This window comes from Brevibacillus sp. SAFN-007a (assembly GCF_051967035.1).
GTDB lineage: Bacteria > Bacillota > Bacilli > Brevibacillales > Brevibacillaceae > Brevibacillus.
In genome coordinates, this window is sequence record NZ_JBQCKK010000022.1 from 21,413 (window position 1) to 41,400 (window position 19,988).

Here is a 19,988-nt window from a genome sequence, read left to right on the forward strand (position 1 = left end):
CATGAACTATTATCCATTCGACGAATACCGTTGTTGAACCATGCTGTCTAATGGTTCTGGTCAAATTCGTTAAATAATTTCTGAGGAGGCACCTGCATACGATCAAACGGGTGGGTTTGGTGTTTGTTCCGGCTATGGCAACTAAAAGACTTAGCGGTACTCACATTAAGCGACCGGGGTTGCTTTAAATTCAAAAATATGTCCATCAGTACAATGTTTAAGAATCTGTGGATTCAAGATATTCGGGGAAATCCACTTAGAAAGGACAATCATCGGAAACTATTGATTTCCGGTACGATGAAACGAATTAGTAAGAGAATATCCGTTATCACAAATCCACCCCCCCGGAGCATTTTCAGGAGGTATTTAAGGAAAAAACAACTTGAAGGAGTCCCTGAGTTTTTTCGTTCAATTCTGAATGTATTTGTGCTATACTTTTCCAAAAAAATCGTTTTTAAATGGGTGAGCGATAATGATCGAACTGAATTCGATTGAGCCTTGGTTTCTGCAATTGATTGAACTTTACAAAAAAGACGCCAATTCCGTTTACAATACATGGTTTGCCAACGACAATCGGTTAAAATATTTTCGATCCATACGAAAAGGCGTCATCAAGGTTATTGACGAAATAAAGGCAGGTTCATTTGGAAACGACTTTAAAGGATCATCTCTGGAATCCGTGCTACAGTCAATTTGTGAGCAAAAGGAAGTGTTCCAGGGAGCAAGTCACGCGTTTATCTGGAAACCAAAACTAAGGATACCGGACATTTATGAAAACGAAGAGAATAAACGTGTTTTCGGCGCCTTTCTTGAAGCTTGCTTGCAAGGACAGACCGAATCTTCCCTTTTGAATGAAGTAGAAAAGCTGGCCAATCGGAGGATTAAAGGATTGGGACCGGCTGTTGCCAATATCTTGTATTTTCTGCATCCCACAATTTTTCTTCCTTTTAATACTGCAATGGTGGAGGGGTTTAACCTGCTGTTTCAGCAGAAAGCAAAACTGGGTTCATGGGAATCTTATTTGTTTATGCGGGAGATGGTCATCCAGGTGAATAGGGCGTACAGCCGAGAACTGTCCAAAGATTTAGGTATGATTGCCGGTCTCCTTTTTGAAGTAGGGACCGGAGAAATCTTGCCGCCGATTTCTTCCGGTATTGTTATTAAGCTGGACGACGAAAAAATTCGAAAATATCAGGAGAAGAGATCAAGTTCTGCTAGCATAATGAAGAAAGAGGAAAATGCCCATCAACAACAGCAGTACTTACTGTCGAAACTGGGGAGGGCACTTGGATACGATGTCTGGATTGCTTCAAACGATCACGGAAAAGAATACAACGGAGAGAAGCTGGGGAGTCATTCCCTGCCCGTATTTCCCTCTCTGCCCTATCCCCAAGAAGTGATTGATACGGCAAAGCTCATTGATGTCATCTGGTTTCAAAAGGACACGAATAAGATAGAGGCTGTTTTTGAAGTTGAGAGTACAACGTCTATTTACTCCGGCATACTGCGAATGTATGATTTGTCCCTTTCACTCGGTAGAAGGCAGGTTTGTTATCTGGTGGCGCCACAGGAGCGAGAGAAGGAAATTTTGGCACAGTTGAGACGGCCGAGCTTTAGGGAGCTAACCGATATGAAATTACGCTATTTATTTTTTGAGGATCTATGCGAACATTGTGATGCGATGTGCAAGTTTGGCGACGACAAAGAAATATTACATAAGATAGCAAAGGGATGAAAGTAAATATACCACAACAGCAGAGGGAGTTTGTCGTGTTTATATGCAAAAAATAAATAGCGTCCGTCTTTTCCCAGCTGCTATAGCAAGTTCGCTAATTTTTCAAATTCATGCAAGTAAAACAAGTATTGCCTGCATTTTCACTTTATTCAGTGCACGCAAAGTGGTCCACGCAAACCATATATCTTCTTTATATTTGGAAACAATCACTCGATGATGTATTTTTTGAGTGCGTTTAGACGTTTATTCACTTTTCGTATGTAGCCGATGTGTTTAACGGATTGGAACCCAACGGTGATGCGTTCTTTTGGATCATTAAACCATCTTGTCGAACTAGCGGCTAAATATTGTACTATTATATTTTTGTGGAGTTGCCCAGATTAAGATATCCAAAAAGTGCACGTTCATGCTTGTTAATTATCAAATTGGATTGCTTGACTATATCTAAGATATCTCGATTTTGATGGCATCCAATAGCTTTTACTGCAAAGTAATCAAGTTTCTTTTGAATCCAAGCGAGTGCAGGAACAGAAAATAAACCATGTCCATAAGTAATATCTGTCCTTCTTCCTTACACCATTGATTAAAAAGTTTTAAAACATGAACTGGATTTTCATAACCACATAAAGTACCCGATGAGACAATTGTATCAAAGTAATTATTAGGAAAGTTAAGACTTTCTACATCAGCTAGAATAAATTCAGCTTTAATCCCATATTTCTTTGCTGCTTCTTCAGCTTGTTCAATCATTTTGGGACTGAAATCTACAGCTATATACTCAATGTCTTTAGGATAGAAGGCGAAATTCATCCAGCTCCAACGGCTACCTCTAGAGTTTTTCCTTTAACTGACTGGAAAATTTTCTTTCGCCATTTATTTTGCTCTTGTTTTAGACGTTTTTTCGAATATTTGACAGCCTGTTTATCGAACCTTTGTATTAATTGCGTTTTCTCCATAAACCAAAACACCTCCTGTTATGTACGAGGCGGTCAATACCTCGTTGAACTAATTAATGATTTTATCCAGAGGATAAAAGTAATCCTTTTTAGCCTTGTTCCGAAAAATTTTTTTACTTGTCGTTTGTCAAGGGCAATGTCCTAACTGCCCTTGACAACGTACAAAAGTGGCGAGTCGGAAAACCAGCTGACGTAGTGTGCACACCTTGACCACAGAGAGCAAAAAATGCTCCACCCGTCTGCGCGGATTCAGAAGACTAGGAAGTAGTATGATTTTCGTAGTTTCGAGAGTTAATGGTTCCACTCTTGTATCCCACAACCATGATACCCGTTTCGATAGTTCTTACGCTTCCCGGTGCGTTCATAACGCTCAGCCCCAATCTGCTGGCTGACTTCCACATCCATCTCCTTCAACTAGTTTCTTTAACCCAACTCGCAAGAAGTCGATGTCTCCCTAAATGCCTACCGAATCAGTACCAAAAGGGTAACTGATTGAATAGAAGCTATCGAGGTGCGCCTACTACTAGGATGGATTTCGTCGTCATTTCTAGTAGATTGCACTCTATGGTTTCCTCGGCTAAAGGGTATTGGAAAATTTACACCAGTCCCTAAGATATTAACAAATTCGCTGCTGGGAACGGGTGATTCGTATTATCCTAACCAAGAGACGGTTCTTCGCCTGAGCGGTGCTTATGTTCAACGTTGCAGATCAGTAGCGAGGACCCTGAGATTTTGCCGATTGGTAGATGGTTGGTCAAGTTTATTTTACTTGACACGTTCGTTAAGAAGTTGAAAAGTGTTCGATAGAAAAGTAAGCACAGCCATTTATAAACGGAAAGTCTTAATCAAGAAACAGTAGGAATCGAATCGCTTTTTTGATAAATAAAATAATAATCAAATAAGACTTCTGCAAGAGCATCTGCAGTGTTATAACCTTCTTGAATGGTGTTTTCAATGCCACCTATCTCCAGAAGGACACTCTCTGGGGAAACAGATTGATTGTATTCTCCGTTGCCACCTGCCTCATTTTTCTCAACGATACCACGGGAAAGACCAGGATATTTTTTTTCCATAATCTCATGCAATTTTGTGGCAAATTGTGCATTTTCATTTCTACGCTTACTTGAGTTACCAATAACAAAGAAAACTCGAGCGTATGATTTGCCATTAATCAATATGGTTGTTTTTTCGCGAGGTTTATCGTCTCTGTGCAAGTCAATAAAGAAACGCAAGTCTTTATACTTCTGTTTTGTGGTCTTAATTGCCCTTAATGATTCCTCGTATGAATCCACGTATGACTTACCTTGATCGAGTAATTTTTGGTAAAAATCATCAGTGTTCACAATCGTGCCTACCCCCTTATCGTTCAGTGCCTCCGCAAGGTGGCGCCCAATAAGAGTAATGTTTTTTGTCGGGTGTTCAACAGACTCAGTTTGTGGGGATGGGTCTACAACGCTCAACCATGATTCACGATTGTGTGTATGATAAACAAACGCTATTTTTTTATTCGATTTTGGAAACAGAGGTGGGGGGGAGGTGCTCTTTAAACCTTCTGAATGTTTCTTATCATTGTCATATCTGCGTACTGTATGCTTCTCATTACGTAAAGTTATGGAAGAGTTCATATTTTGATCTTTCAGAATAGTGCTTTCTATTATGTGTTTTGCTGACGCCCCAGGTAATTCTTGAACCAAAATTGTGTGTAAATCCGATATATTAATTCCAGCTGGTAATCCAAATAACAACTGGGTAATTTTAGGATTTTGCTGCAGAAATGCTTTGGCTATTTCTTGCCCTTGCGATAATTTGGTGGTTAATGCCTCGACAGTAGGTGTGCGTTGAAAACTATGAAGACTTTGTCTAATCATCAGGAAAGAATTGTTTTCGTGGAAAAAAGAACCAGCAAAAGCAAAAAAGAATCCAAAAGCAATTGATAAAAGGTATAAGTGTTTTTTTATTGTAACCATAATTCTCCTCCTTTTCGCTAGTCTCTATAAATTTATGTCGTGTCGGAGAAGAATAGAATCACAAGTTGAAAGAGTAAATAGAAACTGAACGTGGACAATTGATCAAAGAATGGCAAAACCGTTACAGACGGTATTCGCGGTCGTCTACTTGAATACCATTCACTTTATAGTTAATTAAGACGGCGCCATCGTTTAAAAACCCCGCTACATGGCCATCGGCATTGACTTGGAAGGCCACAAAGATGTGCTTGGCAACTGGATAGGGGGAAACGAATCGGTAAAGGTTTAGTTTAAACGAAAAAAGAACCGGGGAGTGCATTTATGGACAATTTTGGCGGCTTCTCCAAAGCCCGGGGAAATTAATAAAAACGGGACCTTTACACCTATAGGTTATGTCCAAACCTCGTACATATACAAAAGGGCAGGAACAATTGTTTCTGCCCTTTTTCTTGTTATTCCGGCATATTGTTTGCTGTAGGGTCAACAGTAAAGTCAGGCTTAAATCCATCGTACTTCACTTCCGTTACCATCCCTTGGGAAGCGTGGCCCAAATCATGGCAGTGGAACATCCAGTTCCCCGGATTGTCAGCCTTGAAAGCAACGACGTATTCTTCACCTGGCAAGATGTTCAGTGTGTCCTTCACCAGTGGAGATCCCGAAACAGGTTTACCATTCTTACTCAATACCTGGAAGAAGTGGCCATGCAAATGCATCGGGTGAATGTCTTTTGGAGACTTGTTTACCAACTTTACTTTTACCAGGTCGCCTTCTTTCACGTTTAGGGGATCAGTATTCGGGAAAGTCTTACCATTGATCGTAAAAGCCATCTTGCCGTTACTCATATCCGTACCCAAGTCCATTGTATATTGGATGTCATACTTGTCTTCCAGAGAGAAATTGCTTTTTGCTGCTTCCCCGTATTTGGTGATATCAACCAAAGGCATATCGCCCGAATCTGTTTTCGGAGAAACATTTTCATATCCTTCATAGACGATGGGAACGGCCAAAGATTTTGCTCCAGGATTGGAGCTGTGTTCGTCCAATAGCCATTTGCCCGGATTATTTGCGACAAATTCGATATCATATCGCTCGCCGGGGGCGATGTTGAGTAATTGTCCATTTATCTTGGGCGGGTTGTTAATCGGCTGTCCATCCGTCGAGACGATTTTAAAGTCATGTCCCGGCAAATGCAGTTTATGGGAGAGGTAACCTGCGTTGATTAGACGGATCCTTACTTTTTCTCCCTCTTTTACTTTCAAGGGTTGGATAGCCGACCCTGTCTTCCCGTTTACAGAGAAGATGGTGTACATCAGCGGCATCATTTCGGCATCGCTCATATTTCTCATGTCCATACCAGAGCTGTTTGTGCTGCTTCCGTGGTTCATATTGCTCATGTCCATGCTGGAGCTGTTGGTGCTACTTCCGTGGTTCATGCTGCTCATATCCATACTTGAGTTACTGGAGTTACCACCATTCTTATCCATTCCTGCACCACCACCGCCGTGCATGTCAGCCATGCTGTCGTCCTTCATCCATTCATCCAAAACAAGGGTGAAGTCTTTGTCAACTGGTTCGGGATTCTTAGGCTCCACTACAATTGATCCATAAAGCCCTTTGTCCACTTGGTCGACACTCTTCTGATGTGAATGGTACCAGTAGGTACCGGGTACTTCTACTTTAAACTGATACGTAAAGCTCTCCCCTGGTTTTACCGCATTTTGCGTTACTCCCGGAATTCCATCCATATTGTTCGGAACAGGCAACCCGTGCCAGTGAATGGTAACCGGTTCTGGTAGCTCGTTCTTTAAGACAACCTTGATGGTTTCACCTTGTTTGACACGCAACTGCGGCCCAGGTACGGTTCCGTTATACGTCCAAGCATTTTTCATTGTGTTGTCGTCGAGATGAAGCATACTTTCTTTGGCGGTAAGCGTAAACGTATTTCCAGTCAGCACCTCGATTGGTGAATCCGAAGAGGCAGACATTTGCTTTGGCTGCTGGTCACTTTCTGATTTCATGGAATTCATATTTTCCATATTTGACATGTCATGGCCTTGCATATTTTGGCCACCATTTGTGCAAGCGGAAAGCACAAGCACACCCGTCAGAACGATTGGTAGTGCAACCCACTTCTTCGTGCGTTTCTTAAGCATATTCACTCCTCCTCAACTGCTACTGGGGAAAGCATATCATACGATTATGGAGAAAAAATGAAGATGTAATCGGGCTATTCGTTTTATCAAAGGACCACAATTGATAAGTTACAGAATAAATCCGAGACTTTTCAGCAGGTCATGCGGAAGGGTGTTCTGGCTGTACTGCCAGCCACACAAATCATCCGGATGGATGACGACACGGCTATACCATTAAATGAGGAACTCTTTGTGGGTATCAACACATATGATGCTGGGGGAGGTGACCGAAATGTTCAGCGGAAATACCACTGATACCACGAGAGTTTGGGGAGAAGATGTGTTCTCCGTTATGTTAAATGCTTTTCAGATGGCTTATCCCGGATTCCCTACGGCTAAGGTGCCTTGGAAACCAAATGCAATCACGATGGTACCTTCCTCGCATTTTCCCTTCGCCTTTACCTCTGCTTCCCTGGTGCATGATCCAAATAACGCCCCAGTGATGCTTGTCCCCGAAAGGCTTACTGAGGAAATAAAAAACGAAATCCTTCGATTGTCTCCAGAGGGGAAGAACGTACCAGCCCAGATCTTTTTAGTTGGTCCTGTGAGTCAGTATTTTGAACGTGAGGTTCAGACAATAGGGTTTTCCACCATTCGAATCGGCAATCAAGATCCGTATTCTACTTCGGTGGAAGCCTCTCAATTTCGTTTGACATATCCGCCCCCGTCAGAACAGGGAAGAAAAAACGCCTTCCTCCTATCAGGAGAGACGTTCGAGGAAAGTATGTTCGTACCAAATTACGCCATGCATCAGGGGATTCCAGTTCTACTTACAGAAAAGGATCGGATACCGACTCCAGTACAGCAATTTATCTATTCCCGTCCGAAGATAAATATTTACATCGTCGGTTCTGAAGCAACCATTTCGCATGAGGTTGAGCGGACTTTGCATCGCTTGACTGATGGAAAAGTGGTCCGTATTTCAGGTACATCTTCATTTGATATTTCTGTCCAATTCTCGCAATTTTTTGACGCTGAAACACGTGTAGGGTGGAACCGGAATGAGAAGGGAAGAGGGGATGCATTTTCCTTCGTAAACAGAAGAGATTGGCGACTTGCCATTATATCGGGGCTCTTTTCTCATCTAGGGAAACATGCACCGTTATTGATAACCCGATCAGGTAGGCTGCCAAAAGAAATAAAAGATTATCTCCTATCCCTGCGACCTCCTTTCAGAAGGCCACCACAACCTCCCTTCATGCATGGCTTTGTGTTCGGCAATTTTGACTCCATTGCATATCCAACACAAATAGAAATTGAAGAGAGTATTGTCTTTCCTCAGGGGTGATGACGTCGTAATAATCCGGCACCTTCTTAAAGGTGCATTTTTTACTGACTGAATAAGCGTTTTAACTTTCGCGAAGATTCATCATTCAGCACCAGCAATACCTTATTCATATGCATCAATCTATAGGAAATGATTCGACACAAGTCTTTCTTACTTTCATCATAATTTCTTCACAAGTGGCGGTTAGAATAATACAGATTCTTGATATCGTTTCCTGAAAAAGAGAGAAAGAGCGAAAGGAGTTTCATTCATGGGTCTTGCACTGGTAGGTACATCTTTAGTAACTCTTGTGCTGTTTGTTTGGTTTATCGTTACGAAAAGACAAATCCAAACGCTCAAAAATGTGAAGAAACAGGAAGACAGGGAAAAACGTCTGCAGTTGTCCAAAATGCTGCGCTATTTAAAATGGGGCTTGAGTGCAGCCGTCCTTATGGTGGTGACGACTGGAGTGCTTTCTATCTTCGGCATTAATGCGGATAGGGCGATTTATCTTGAGCACATACACGGATTGGGTTTTTCGACAGATGGCAAAAGGGTTTTGATTCCCGCTCACGATGGATTAAAGGCATATGAAGATGGGATTTGGAAAATACCAGAAGGTGAAAAGCACGATTATATGGGTTTCTCCCCGGTTGATAACGGTTTTTACAGCAGCGGTCATCCAGCAGTGGGATCTGATATGAAAAATCCATTCGGAATCGTTAAAAGTACTGATGAAGGAAAATCATTACAGACACTGGCTCTTGAAGGGGAAACAGACTTTCACAACATGGCAGTTGGTTATTCGTCTCATGTCATTTACGTGATGAACCCCCAGCCTAATTCTAAAATGAACACTCCGGGTCTTTACTATTCCATAGACGAAGGCGTTACATGGACAAAAAGTCAAATGAACGGCTTCGGTGAGGAACCGACTGCCATGGCTGTGCATCCTACGGAAGCATCAGTAATAGCTATTGGCACACCTAGCGCTGTCTACCTTTCCAAGGATTATGGCAACACTTTTGAAAAATTGGTTTCGGCTGGACAAGCTACAGCATTATTTTTTAATAATCACGGCGAGTTGTTCATCGGCGGTTACCAGAACAAGGCGTATCTGCAAAAAATGGATATGACGAGTAAGAAGGCAGAAAACCTGCTAATTCCTGCTCTGACCGAAGACGCAGTTGCCTATTTTGCCCAGAATCCTTCAGATGAAGACCAAATGTCATTTGCGACTTTCAAAAACGACGTCTATATCTCAAACGACCAAGGTTTGAAATGGAAAAAAATCGCTGATCAAGGGAAGAGCATTTCTGAAGGGAACGAGGAAGGAAAATAAGCGGCGATGAACACGAAAAACCGAACGTCCGTCCGAATTGCCATTCTCGGCATATTGCTTGTGGCGCTGGTTTTTGCAGTATATTCAAGCTTTGTTAAAGACCCAAATGTCATAAAAGTGGGACGAGACGCTCCCAACTTTAGCCTGGAGCAATTGAACGGAACACCTGTAACCCTTTCTGACCTTAGAGGAAAAGGTGTGGTTCTTAATTTTTGGGGGACCTGGTGTGAGCCTTGCAAAGCTGAAATGCCTGCCCTGCAAAAGCAATATGAAGCCTCTAAGGATAAAGGACTGGTGGTTTTGGGTGTTAATATTGGAGAATCAGCCATTACAGTAGAGCAATTCGTGAAACAGGTTGATGTAAACTTCCCGATTCTAATGGATCGTCAGTCCAATATAACCAAACTGTACCGTATCGGGCCCATACCAACCACTTTTTTTATCGATCCGGACGGAGAAGTACAGGAAATCTTTGTCGGGCAAATGACGGAATCCATTATTGCGGAAAACGTGGCCAAAATCTTACCGTAAGTGAGGAACACTATGGATCAACGTAAATGTGAATGCGGACATGCCAATCCGTTTGGAACGCTTTTGTGCGAATCGTGCGGAAAGCTTTTGGACACGAATCAGTCGATTCAACAGCCACAATTTCCAGATATACGTTATGAAGGCATGGCGCGGCGATCTCAAACATTTGCTTCCACACCGATTAACCTGGTGTGGAACTTCTTTTCATCTGTCAAAGTAGCCATCTATATCATCCTCGTCATCCTGGTTGCTTCTGCCATCGGGACAATCTTCCCTCAGCAGATGTACATTCCCGTTCCGGTGCCTACAGAAGCGGATGTTGCCCGATTTTACAGTGAAACGTATGGGATATGGGGACAACTTTTTTACCGGCTTGGCTTGCATAACCTCTATTCTTCCTGATGGTTTGTCACGTTATTGGTTATGCTGGGGACCTCTTTGATCATCTGTAGTCTGGACCGGGTCATTCCGCTATACAAGGCTTTGAACAAACCTCGTGTTAACCAGCATCTTTCTTTCTTAAAAGGGCAGAAACTTTTCGGTGAGACAAATTTTGACGGCACGGCAGACTCTAGAGCGTTACTGGAACGTTCCGAGAAATTGCTCAAGAAAAAGGGTTATCGAATATTTCAGAGTGGTGAAGCGATCCTTGCAGAGAAAGGACGCTTCAGTCGTTGGGGCCCTTACGTTAATCACATCGGGTTGATTATTTTTCTCATCGGGGTATTGATGCGCAACATTCCCGGATTTTACCTGGACACGTATGTCTGGGTCAGAGAAGGAGAAACGGTGGCATTGCCGGACACGCCCTATTACATAAAAAACCTTGGTTACAAGACGGAGTATTGGAAGGAGGAAGAAATGGCGGAAAAGTTAGATTTGAAAGGCGGCACAATTCCAAAGAATTACCAAACAGACGCGGTACTTTACCTCAACAAGAACACCGAGCTTCCTGGGGCCAACCCTGATCTTGTAGAAATACAGAGAGGACCGATTGTAGTCAACCACCCTATGAAGTATGACGACATCTCTTTGTACCAATCTGGCGTGCAGGAGATGGAACTGGGCGCACTTAATTTCAGTTTGATCGATAAGGAGGCGGGAAACAAAAAGCTTGGCACAATCAAGTTGGACTTGTATGAGCCTAAACCTGAGCAATTGGTGACCGATGGGGTAAAAGTACGTGTTTTGGACTATTTTCCGAACTTTTATCTAGACAATAACGGTAAGCCGCTACAAAGAGCAACCTGCCCAAAAATCCCATGTTTGCGATCGAGGTCCAATCCGTAAAAGAAAATATAAGGGAGAAAATGGCGTACCTTAGTGGACAGGTCATTTTGAAGGACAAGAATGGCCGTTTTGGTTTGGAAATCGAAATGCCTGATTTCGTAGATATTTCCGGTATCATGGTACGTAAAGACAGGGCTGTACCGCTGATATATTTCGGCGCGTTCATTTTCATGGTAGGGGTGGTCATGGGCTTTTTCTGGCAGCACCGCCGCATCTGGATCCAACTCGGGGACGGGCACCTGTACCTGGCAGGCCACACCAACAAAAACTGGTTCGGAATGCGCCGGGAAGTTCAGGCTTTCATGGAAGAGATGAAGCTGTCGATTTCATTAGAGGACAAAACAAAGATGTAGGGTAACTAAAGAAGGGAGATGGAGTTGATGCTCGTCCAAGTAAGTGAATGGCTATTGGATATCGCCTTCGCACTCTATGTGATCTCATCGGCTTGTTTCGCCTTTGTATTGACAGGAAAGAACTGGAAAGGAAGAGATCCAAAAGAACATGAACAGCGCATTGGCAGGCTGGCATACTGGATAGCTGTCGTCGGTTTTCTCGCACAGGGGGGATATATTGTTAGCCGGTGGATTGCAGGGGGACACAGCCCTACCAGTAATATGTTTGAATTTATGGCGTTTCTAGACTTTTGTATAATCCTCGCATACCTTATCATTTATCGGATTTATAAATTGACAGTCATTGGTGCATTCGTGCTTCCACTCGGCGTCATTATGCTGGGGTATGCATACGTGTTTCCGAAGGAAGTGACGCCACTTATTCCGGCGCTGCAAAGTTACTGGCTGCAAATTCATGTAACCACGGCTGCTCTAGGAGAAGGGATTCTGGCTGTCGGGTTTGCTGCAGGTTTGATGTATCTGATCCGAACCGTGCCCCAGGATACGGCGACCAAAGGGACACGATGGCTGGAGATCGTGCTGGCTGTCGTATTGATGTTGGTTGGGTTTATTATCATGGATTCAACATTTGTCCGTCTGGATCAAAAAACAGTGTTTGAAATGCCCAAGCAAGAAATGGACAATATGGGGCAACTGACGAATGTGACCGTGGAATATACGCTTCCAGCTATTGTGGCCCCGGCTAACTCCAAGATTGTCAAACCAGGTCCGTTGTCGCCATGGTTCGAGGCCCCCGCTTGGATGGATGGGAAAGACGCAGCGAGGAAACTGAACACGATGGTCTGGTCTATCCTGTCGGGCATAGTGCTCTACGGAGGGCTTCGGTTGTTCTTCCGTAGACGCTTGGGATCGGTGATGCAGCCTTCGCTTGCAGGTATTGATCCAGAATTACTGGATGAGATCAGTTACCGTGCTATCAGCATCGGTTACCCGGTGTTCACGCTCGGTGCTCTCATTTTCGCGATGATATGGGCAGAGGAAGCGTGGGGCCGTTTTTGGGGATGGGACCCCAAAGAAGTATGGGCTTTGATAGTATGGTTGTTTTACAGTGCCTACCTTCACTTGCGACTGTCCCGTGGCTGGATCGGAGCCAAATCAGCGTGGATGTCAGTCATTGGTTTCGTCATCATCCTAATCACCTTGGTGGTTGTCAATCTTGTCATTGCTGGCCTACACTCCTATGCGGGTATGTAGTGGAAACCAGTTCTTCATATTCTCTACACAATCTTTGGGTATGATTATCCCCAAGATTACTTTCCGAGGGGGATTACTGCATGAAAAAGGTTGTTTTTGCATCGCTTCTCATCCTTTCGCTAGTGGTAAGCGCGTGTTCAGCATCTGATAAGCAAAACGGGGATATGCAGAATATGGACCATTCCAACATGCAAAATATGGATCACTCCAACATGAACAACAATGATACCTCCAAGAAATGAGAAAAGGACTCCTCGGGTAAGGACCCGGGGAGTCTTCATTTTATCTACCATATTTGTTTTTGGAAGCACTTTTAATAACCAAGGACCGGCACCTCAGAACACGGACTCAGCAGAGTGTCAGTGATATGGGATATTTCTAGGGTACCTCCACTACAAATGGTACGACGAATACTTTGTTGTTTTGTTGAAACTGTCCCCAGATCTTATAGACGCCGGAGTTGGGAAACAAAGTTCCAAATTTGGCTTCAGGTCCCGTTGTGTTTTCTTCCAACGGATGATTATGGATGTACTTCTCCACATCGGAACTGATGATGACCACATGACCGATAGCTCCCAAATACGGTTGCAGATTGGTGATTGGCTGCTTGCTGGCTGCGTCTCTAAAAGAGAATGTCATCGTCGCTTCTTGTCCGGACTGCAATTTGTCAAAGGATAACGTAACTTCTTTTCCCTCTACGATTTTGGTCAGATTCATTTCCGGCTGAAGTGGACGAGGGGAGGGAGCTTGACCGGATACGGTAATCCACTGGCTCTTCGTTTTAGGTTCTCCGCCGCTCGGAATAAAGTCTGCGATCAGCTTGTAATCGCCACCCGTAGGGAAAGTCATCGTAACGGTGAACAATCCTTTCCCTCTGTTCTCGGGATGAAGATGTTGAAATGTGGATAGGTCTTTACTGACCACAATCAAATGCATCTCTTTTTCATGGTTAATCTCAAATTTTTCGATTGGTTTTCCCGTGTTGTCTTGTATCTGAATGGATATTTCTTCTTTCTGATTGCTTTGAAGTGATTGGTTGCTAAACTCAGACCGCCTGTACTTGTGAACTGTTGGTCGTCTCGTTACCCCCTGTTGCTGGTTGATTATGCTGGGCGTGGTCTTGTGCCGGTTGTTGCGGTTGGGCGGCATTGGGGGTACATGCGCCTAGGGCAAGCGCATAAGCATAGATGACAATACTTGTGAATTTATTCATTGGACTCAACCTCCATACTTCACTTTCTTGTTCGCATTTAGCATGGTCGTATTCTGGTGTTTCATTCCCGGTTAGGGGGAGCAAGAGTGGATAAAACATGGAGGGATGGGAAAAGTAAAAGTAAAAATGGAGATGTTGCTGCTTGGATGAATTGTTGTATCTGATCGCATTAGTGGTCGGAAGCACAGTTACTTATTACATATATCGTTATCAAAAGGAAAAACGAATGAATGCGAAAGAAAAAGGTAAACGGTAGGTTGTAACCCCAGATAAAAAAATTAAAAGAACTTATGGTATTGAATACCCTACTGGGGTATTGTATTATTAAGACACAATCGTTTTGCCAATGGAGGTGTTGACCTGTATGAGCACGGCAACCACGGCCAAAGAGGCGAATGAAAGAAGTGCAACATTGAATATCGAGGGAATGACCTGCGCTTCCTGCGCAATCCGAATTGAAAAAGGGCTTGCCAAGATGGAAGGAGTCAAGCAAGCAAACGTCAACTACGCAATGGAAAGAGCAACAGTCACGTACGATCCGTCAAAGGTAGACGTGACCGCCCTACAAGCAAAAGTGAATGACCTCGGGTATAAAGTATCGACTGAGAGAGTGGATTTGGATGTTACAGGCATGACCTGTGCGGCATGTGCAGCTCGTATTGAGAAAGGCTTAAAGAAGCTACCTGGCGTGATCGATGCAAACGTCAACTTAACGATGGAAAGGGCGACAGTCCACTACAATCCGGGTGAAATCAGTCCCGGACAGATGATCGAAAAAATCAAGGATTTGGGGTACGGAGCCAGTCAGCGTGAAGAAACAGGCATAAAAGAAGACGAACGGGGAAAAGAAATCAAGATTCAAAAGACGCGCTTCTTTGTCTCGGCTGCATTGTCTTTGCCGCTTCTCTATACCATGGTAGCTCATCTAGGGTTGCCTGGCTTTTACATGCCGCATTTCTTAATGAATCCATGGGTTCAATTTACTCTAGCCACACCGGTGCAATTTATAATCGGATGGCCCTTCTATAGAGGAGCCTACAAGGCGTTAAAAAACGGCAGCGCTAATATGGATGTCTTAGTGGCATTGGGTACCTCTGCCGCGTACTTCTACAGTTTCTTTGCCAGCCTTGCCGGACGAACGGATAAGCTGTATTACGAAACGAGTGCCGTACTGATTACGTTGATTATCCTTGGCAAACTTTTCGAGGCGCTCGCAAAAGGGCGGACATCGGAAGCGATCAGAAAGCTGATGGGGCTTCAAGCTAAAACAGCTACTGTGATCAGGGACGGGAAGGAAATGGTGATCCCCCTTGAAGAAGTCGTGGTAGGAGACAGCACCCTAGTCAAGCCCGGCGAGAAGATTCCGGTAGACGGGGTGGTAAAGAGCGGTACATCCGCTGTCGACGAATCAATGCTTACAGGCGAAAGTGTCCCTGTCGACAAAAAGGCAGGAGACCCAGTAATCGGTGCCACGATAAACAAAAATGGCGTATTGACGATTGAAGCGACAAAGATCGGTAAAGATACGGCGCTGGCCCAGATTATTAAAGTGGTGGAGGAAGCACAAGGCTCAAAGGCACCCATTCAACGGATGGCCGATAAAATCTCGAGTATTTTCGTTCCCATCGTGGTGGGGATCTCAGTCATTACCTTTATTGTTTGGTATTTCTTCCTGGAGCCAGGTAACTTTACGGCAGCACTCGAACCAGCGATTGCTGTATTGGTGATTGCATGCCCCTGTGCGCTTGGATTGGCCACTCCTACTTCTGTAATGGTAGGTACCGGAAAGGGGGCTGAACTTGGAATCCTATTCAAGGGCGGCGAACATTTGGAGGCAGCCCATAAACTGAACACGATCATTCTCGACAAAACTGGTACCATTACCAAAGGAGAGCCTTCGTTAACCGATGTGATCGCTCTCGGTAACAATTCTGAGTTGGATCTACTGACTTTGGTTGCTTCTGCTGAAAAAAATTCCGAGCACCCACTGGCCCAAGCTATCGTGAAAGGGGCCGAAGCCAGAGGAGTGACATTGTCTCCTGTGACCAACTTTGAAGCGATCCCTGGTTTTGGTTTGCAAGCACAAGTGAACGATCAACGTCTCTTGATCGGAACGAGAAAATTAATGAAGCGTTATGACATTGATACCTCTTCGGTGGAAAATCAGATGCAGCACTTGGAAGACCAGGGAAAAACCGCGATGCTGGTTGCAATAAACGGCGCGTTGTCCGGAGTTGTTGCAGTTGCTGATACATTAAAAGAAAGCTCGAAAGAAGCGATCGCCCAGCTTAAAAATCTCGGGCTTGAAGTGGTCATGATTACGGGTGACAACCAACGGACAGCTCGTTCTATTGCACAACAGGTTGGAATAACTCAGGTTCGAGCGGAAGTTCTACCTGAGGACAAAGCGAAAGAAGTGGAAGCATTCAAGCAGCAAGGCAAAAAAGTGGCGATGGTGGGTGACGGGATTAACGATGCTCCCGCCTTGGCAACGGCTGATGTCGGAATGGCTATTGGGACTGGTACTGATATTGCCATGGAGGCAGCCGATATCACATTGATGCGCGGCGAACTCACAAGCATCCCGCAAGCCATTACACTTAGCCACAAAACAATGCAAAACATTAAACAAAACCTGTTTTGGGCACTTTTCTACAATAGCGTCGGCATCCCGATTGCAGCAGCAGGTCTGTTAGCACCTTGGGTTGCAGGTGCAGCAATGGCTTTCAGTTCTGTCTCCGTTGTCCTAAATGCATTACGACTAAAGCGGGTAAAGATCTGACGAACTTTATAGTCGGTAGCATACTGCAATTCAAGTGTTTATAAACCTCATTAGATGAAAAGGAGAGATTGATTATGAGCACAGTTACTTTGAACGTACAAGGAATGTCTTGCAATCACTGCGTGAACTCTATCGAAGGGGCACTCAATAAACTGGAGGGTGTACAATCAGCAAAAGTTTCCCTTGCAGATAATCAGGTAACCGTTACATTTGATGAATCTGCTGTCTCGTTGGATAAAGTTAAGGAAACCATTGAAGACCAAGGGTATGATGTTATCTGATGCAGAGATGGAGGAAAGGCTGCGGTTTTTAATCGCGGCCTTTCTTCACAATAAAGACGATCTATTCTGTAAACAGGAGTTGACTGATTGTGGAAAGCTGCTGTCAGCCCACTACACAAGCGAATTCAAGAGTTACTCTTTGCCCAACCTGCCATGAAAATGGTCGAAGTGTTCCTATCATCACGTTGAAATCATTGCTTAAGCCTGATGCGCTTTCCATGATGCATCCAAAGTTGAAATATTTCTTTTGTTCCACGTCAACCTGTGAAGTGGTGTATTACAGTGAAGCCAACACTTTCAAAACCCAGGATATGAAAGTACCTGTGTTCCAAAAGGATAATCGAGTACAAGTACCTGTCTGTTACTGTTTTGGATGGACGAGAGAGCGCTTGAACCATGCAGTCGAAGAAAAAAACGATCCTATCCAATTTATACGTGAGCAGGTCAAAGCCGATCGCTGTGGTTGTGAAGTGAATAATCCGCAAGGGGCCTGTTGTTTGGGCAACGTCACATCTTTTATCTGGGAAATTGAAAAAAAGAAAACACTATCATGTCGGGGAGGCATTACGAATGAATCGTGTAAAGTTCGCAGTCAGTCCTGAAATCAGGGTAGGAGGCGCTGTTTTTACTCCAAAGGATATGGTGGCTATCGGAGAGATTGTAGGGGAAGACGCACAAATCGAGCTGACGACCTTTCAGCAATTGATTGTAGAAATGAGTGAAGAAAAGGCTGATGAGGCCAAACAGGCGCTGCGAGATTTTGGTTTATGTGTGTATGAAGTCGGTTCTGTCGTAAAGAACTTGTCAGTTTGCACCTTTTGTAAAGGTGCAGAGGTTGAGGGGCTTCAGGCAGCAAGAGATCTGAACGAAACGATCGCAGGAATGCCGGTACCCTTCACGATGAGAGTTGGCTACACAGGTTGTCCCAATGCCTGTGGGGAACCGTTGGTTAAAGATATTGGGATTGTGAAGCGGAAAGATATGTTTGAAATTTACATTGGCGGTCAGTCAAAATCAATGGAAGCGAAAACGGCTGATCTGTTGGTTGATCAAGTTCGAGAAGAAGAACTATCAACGGTAGTCAAAAGTGTGATTACTTTGTATCAAGAGAAAGGAAAGAAACGGGAGAAGTTTTCCAAGTTTGTACAGAGATACGGGGTAGATAACATTCGTAAAGAATGCGGCCTGTAAACGGTATTGTTATACGATGAACATATGTGAAGCAGAAATCCATCACTTAAATGTGATAATAAAATCAGAACATAATAAAGTATTTCGTGAATAAAAACCTAAAAAAATTACACTTTGGCGATTGGGGAAAGCCACAGAATACGGTCATGCGAATTGCCTTTCCATCCAATTTATTACTGGATGGTTTTGAAACAACGACATATAACATGAACGGGCTGCTGTCATACTTAATGAGAGTTGCAGGTTTTGTTTAAATAGACGAAATGCTCCATTACAATATAAATTACATTCTCTCTATAACGGGGAGGAAACCATAAAAATGTCTGTTCAAAGGATAGAAATTGTGTTCAAGGGGAAAGGAACATTGCCTTTCCCCTTTTCGATTATCCTGCCATTTTGCGGCAATGCTCTGCACACACTCTGCAGACTTTGGCACACTCCTGGCAGTGGGGATCCTTGAACATCTCACAATGGGTAGCACACTCTTCGCAGATCGTGGCACAAATGCTGCACATCTGCTTTGCGTATTGGCTGTTTCGTGACATAAATTGCACGGAAAGAGCGCAGATATCGATGCAATCGCGCAGAGTTTGAATGCACCTGGTTCTGTTTTGGGCATCTGGCTCTTGAAGGCAGGCTGTGAGGCATTGTTCACAGGCTTGAAGACATTTCATACACGCCTCAATGCATTGTTGATACGTGTTCGAAATGGTAACGGGCATGATTAAACACCTCCTTTCCGGGATTCAAATGTAGTATGAATCAATCTTGAGGATGTATACCGGTGTTCTTCATAATTCCCTCAAAAAAGGATCGTAAAATACCTGGATAAGAAAGTTATCGCATAGGGCGGAGGGAAAGATATGGATTGGTATTTGTATTTGTACCAACTAGGCTCCTGGTTTGCCAAGCCATTTACTAGCTTATACTTTGGAATGGGGGAACAAGCACCATTGATCGGAGCGCTATTACTCGGGATTATTGGAGCATTTGCCCCTTGCCAGTTGTCGGGGAACGTCGCTGCTTTCACCGTGTTTGGAAAAAATCTGATTAATAAAGGTACATTCGGCTATAATCTTGTGCTGTTTATTCTAGGAAAAATCGTGGTCTACTCAGCCTTAGGCGGGATCGTGTACATGTTTGGGGAGCAGCTTTCTACACAAGCCATTCCAGTATTCCAGTGGGCAAGGAAATTACTCGCCCCATTGTTCCTCCTGATCGGTTTGTTTATGCTGGGATGGATTCGATTGCCTTTTTTCCGGACGCAATCGTTCTTAAAAAAAATGGAGCAGTTTACAGATCGTTTTCATGGAGGAATGCAGTCGTTCCTTCTTGGCTTTACGTTTTCGCTAGGATTTTGCCCGACGATGTTTTGGCTGTTTTTTGGTCTTGCGATGCCGTTAATGCTTTCCAGTTCAGTTGGGCCTCTGCTTCCTGCTGTTTTTGCCGTTGGGACCACTATTCCCTTAATGATTGTCCTGCTTACATTCGTAGCAGCGAGTGGCAGACCGATTATTATGAAACAGTATAGGAAAATGGGTTCTCTCACTCAAAAGCTCGCCGGCGTGATCTTTATCCTATTGGGAATCTCCGACTTCTTTACGTTTTGGTGATTTGGGAGAACTTTAACAAAT

At 43.9% G+C, this 19,988-nt stretch carries 18 protein-coding genes and 2 pseudogenes; 14 read left to right on the forward strand and 6 right to left on the reverse strand.

Annotated features, from left to right (window positions below):
* The first annotated feature begins 472 nt into the window (after positions 1-472).
* Positions 473-1,735: a hypothetical protein gene (locus ACTHO6_RS18360; RefSeq protein ID WP_440243141.1), complete on the forward strand. Its 1,263-nt coding sequence runs from the start codon at positions 473-475 to the stop codon at positions 1,733-1,735.
* A 480-nt stretch (positions 1,736-2,215) separates the two neighbouring features.
* On the opposite strand, the gene ACTHO6_RS18365 is transcribed toward ACTHO6_RS18360, so the two are convergent.
* From ACTHO6_RS18365 to spoIIP, 3 genes are all read right to left on the reverse strand, one after another.
* Complete coding sequence (locus ACTHO6_RS18365) at positions 2,216-2,545, reverse strand: class I SAM-dependent methyltransferase (protein WP_440243142.1); 330 nt, start codon at positions 2,543-2,545, stop codon at positions 2,216-2,218.
* Entirely contained in the window at positions 2,542-2,691 is a 150-nt protein-coding gene (locus tag ACTHO6_RS18370; RefSeq protein WP_440243143.1) for a hypothetical protein, read from the reverse strand. The genes ACTHO6_RS18365 and ACTHO6_RS18370 overlap by 4 nt, the downstream gene beginning before the upstream one ends.
* Before the next feature lie 845 nt (positions 2,692-3,536).
* Complete coding sequence (gene spoIIP / locus ACTHO6_RS18375) at positions 3,537-4,658, reverse strand: stage II sporulation protein P (RefSeq protein ID WP_440243144.1); 1,122 nt, start codon at positions 4,656-4,658, stop codon at positions 3,537-3,539.
* A gap of 115 nt (positions 4,659-4,773) precedes the next feature.
* Between spoIIP and ACTHO6_RS18380 the strand changes: the two are divergent.
* Positions 4,774-4,941 (forward strand): annotated as a pseudogene (locus tag ACTHO6_RS18380) (transposase); the annotation flags it as partial.
* Between the two features lie 169 nt (positions 4,942-5,110).
* Here the strand turns inward: ACTHO6_RS18380 and ACTHO6_RS18385 are convergent.
* Entirely contained in the window at positions 5,111-6,811 is a 1,701-nt protein-coding gene (locus ACTHO6_RS18385; RefSeq protein WP_440243145.1) for a multicopper oxidase family protein, read from the reverse strand.
* Positions 6,812-7,082: 271 nt separating this feature from the next.
* Here ACTHO6_RS18385 and ACTHO6_RS18390 point away from each other — a divergent pair, with 271 nt between their 5' ends.
* The 7 genes and pseudogenes from ACTHO6_RS18390 to ACTHO6_RS18420 all read left to right on the forward strand — a co-directional run bounded on the left by ACTHO6_RS18390 (position 7,083) and on the right by ACTHO6_RS18420 (position 13,129).
* Entirely contained in the window at positions 7,083-8,138 is a 1,056-nt protein-coding gene (locus ACTHO6_RS18390) for a cell wall-binding repeat-containing protein (RefSeq protein ID WP_440243146.1), read from the forward strand.
* 250 nt (positions 8,139-8,388) lie between these two features.
* Entirely contained in the window at positions 8,389-9,459 is a 1,071-nt protein-coding gene (locus tag ACTHO6_RS18395) for a F510_1955 family glycosylhydrolase (protein ID WP_122904525.1), read from the forward strand.
* A gap of 6 nt (positions 9,460-9,465) precedes the next feature.
* Positions 9,466-9,990 (forward strand): thiol-disulfide oxidoreductase ResA, encoded by a 525-nt coding sequence (gene resA, locus ACTHO6_RS18400; RefSeq protein WP_122904524.1) that lies wholly within the window; start codon positions 9,466-9,468, stop codon positions 9,988-9,990.
* Between the two features lie 144 nt (positions 9,991-10,134).
* A pseudogene (gene resB, locus ACTHO6_RS18405) lies at positions 10,135-11,280 on the forward strand (cytochrome c biogenesis protein ResB).
* A 47-nt stretch (positions 11,281-11,327) separates the two neighbouring features.
* Entirely contained in the window at positions 11,328-11,633 is a 306-nt protein-coding gene (locus ACTHO6_RS18410; protein ID WP_440243147.1) for a cytochrome c biogenesis protein ResB, read from the forward strand.
* Positions 11,634-11,657: 24 nt separating this feature from the next.
* Positions 11,658-12,887, forward strand: coding sequence for a cytochrome c biogenesis protein CcsA (ccsA, locus tag ACTHO6_RS18415; RefSeq protein WP_440243148.1), 1,230 nt, complete (start codon positions 11,658-11,660; stop codon positions 12,885-12,887).
* 80 nt (positions 12,888-12,967) lie between these two features.
* Entirely contained in the window at positions 12,968-13,129 is a 162-nt protein-coding gene (locus ACTHO6_RS18420; RefSeq protein WP_170163418.1) for a hypothetical protein, read from the forward strand.
* A 136-nt stretch (positions 13,130-13,265) separates the two neighbouring features.
* Here the strand turns inward: ACTHO6_RS18420 and ACTHO6_RS18425 are convergent, their stop codons facing one another.
* Positions 13,266-14,036, reverse strand: a complete 771-nt coding sequence (locus tag ACTHO6_RS18425) for a hypothetical protein (protein WP_440243149.1) — start codon at positions 14,034-14,036, stop codon at positions 13,266-13,268.
* A gap of 428 nt (positions 14,037-14,464) precedes the next feature.
* On the opposite strand from ACTHO6_RS18425, the gene ACTHO6_RS18430 reads away from it, so the two are divergent.
* From ACTHO6_RS18430 to ACTHO6_RS18445, 4 genes are all read left to right on the forward strand, one after another.
* Complete coding sequence (locus tag ACTHO6_RS18430; protein WP_440243150.1) at positions 14,465-16,882, forward strand: heavy metal translocating P-type ATPase; 2,418 nt, start codon at positions 14,465-14,467, stop codon at positions 16,880-16,882.
* 74 nt (positions 16,883-16,956) lie between these two features.
* Positions 16,957-17,163 carry a copper chaperone CopZ gene (copZ, locus tag ACTHO6_RS18435; protein WP_035301135.1) on the forward strand — a complete coding sequence of 69 codons (207 nt, stop codon included), beginning with the start codon at positions 16,957-16,959 and terminating at the stop codon, positions 17,161-17,163.
* Between the two features lie 89 nt (positions 17,164-17,252).
* Positions 17,253-17,765: a putative iron-sulfur cluster-binding metallochaperone gene (locus ACTHO6_RS18440; protein ID WP_440243151.1), complete on the forward strand. Its 513-nt coding sequence runs from the start codon at positions 17,253-17,255 to the stop codon at positions 17,763-17,765.
* Entirely contained in the window at positions 17,734-18,354 is a 621-nt protein-coding gene (locus tag ACTHO6_RS18445; protein ID WP_122904519.1) for a nitrite reductase, read from the forward strand. The genes ACTHO6_RS18440 and ACTHO6_RS18445 overlap by 32 nt, the downstream gene beginning before the upstream one ends.
* A 383-nt stretch (positions 18,355-18,737) precedes the next feature.
* Here the strand turns inward: ACTHO6_RS18445 and ACTHO6_RS18450 are convergent, their stop codons facing one another.
* Complete coding sequence (locus ACTHO6_RS18450) at positions 18,738-19,076, reverse strand: four-helix bundle copper-binding protein (protein WP_440243152.1); 339 nt, start codon at positions 19,074-19,076, stop codon at positions 18,738-18,740.
* 141 nt (positions 19,077-19,217) lie between these two features.
* On the opposite strand from ACTHO6_RS18450, the gene ACTHO6_RS18455 reads away from it, so the two are divergent.
* A complete protein-coding gene (locus ACTHO6_RS18455) occupies positions 19,218-19,967 on the forward strand; it encodes a cytochrome c biogenesis CcdA family protein (protein ID WP_238504338.1) in 750 nt (249 codons plus the stop codon).
* The last annotated feature ends 21 nt before the right edge of the window (positions 19,968-19,988 follow it).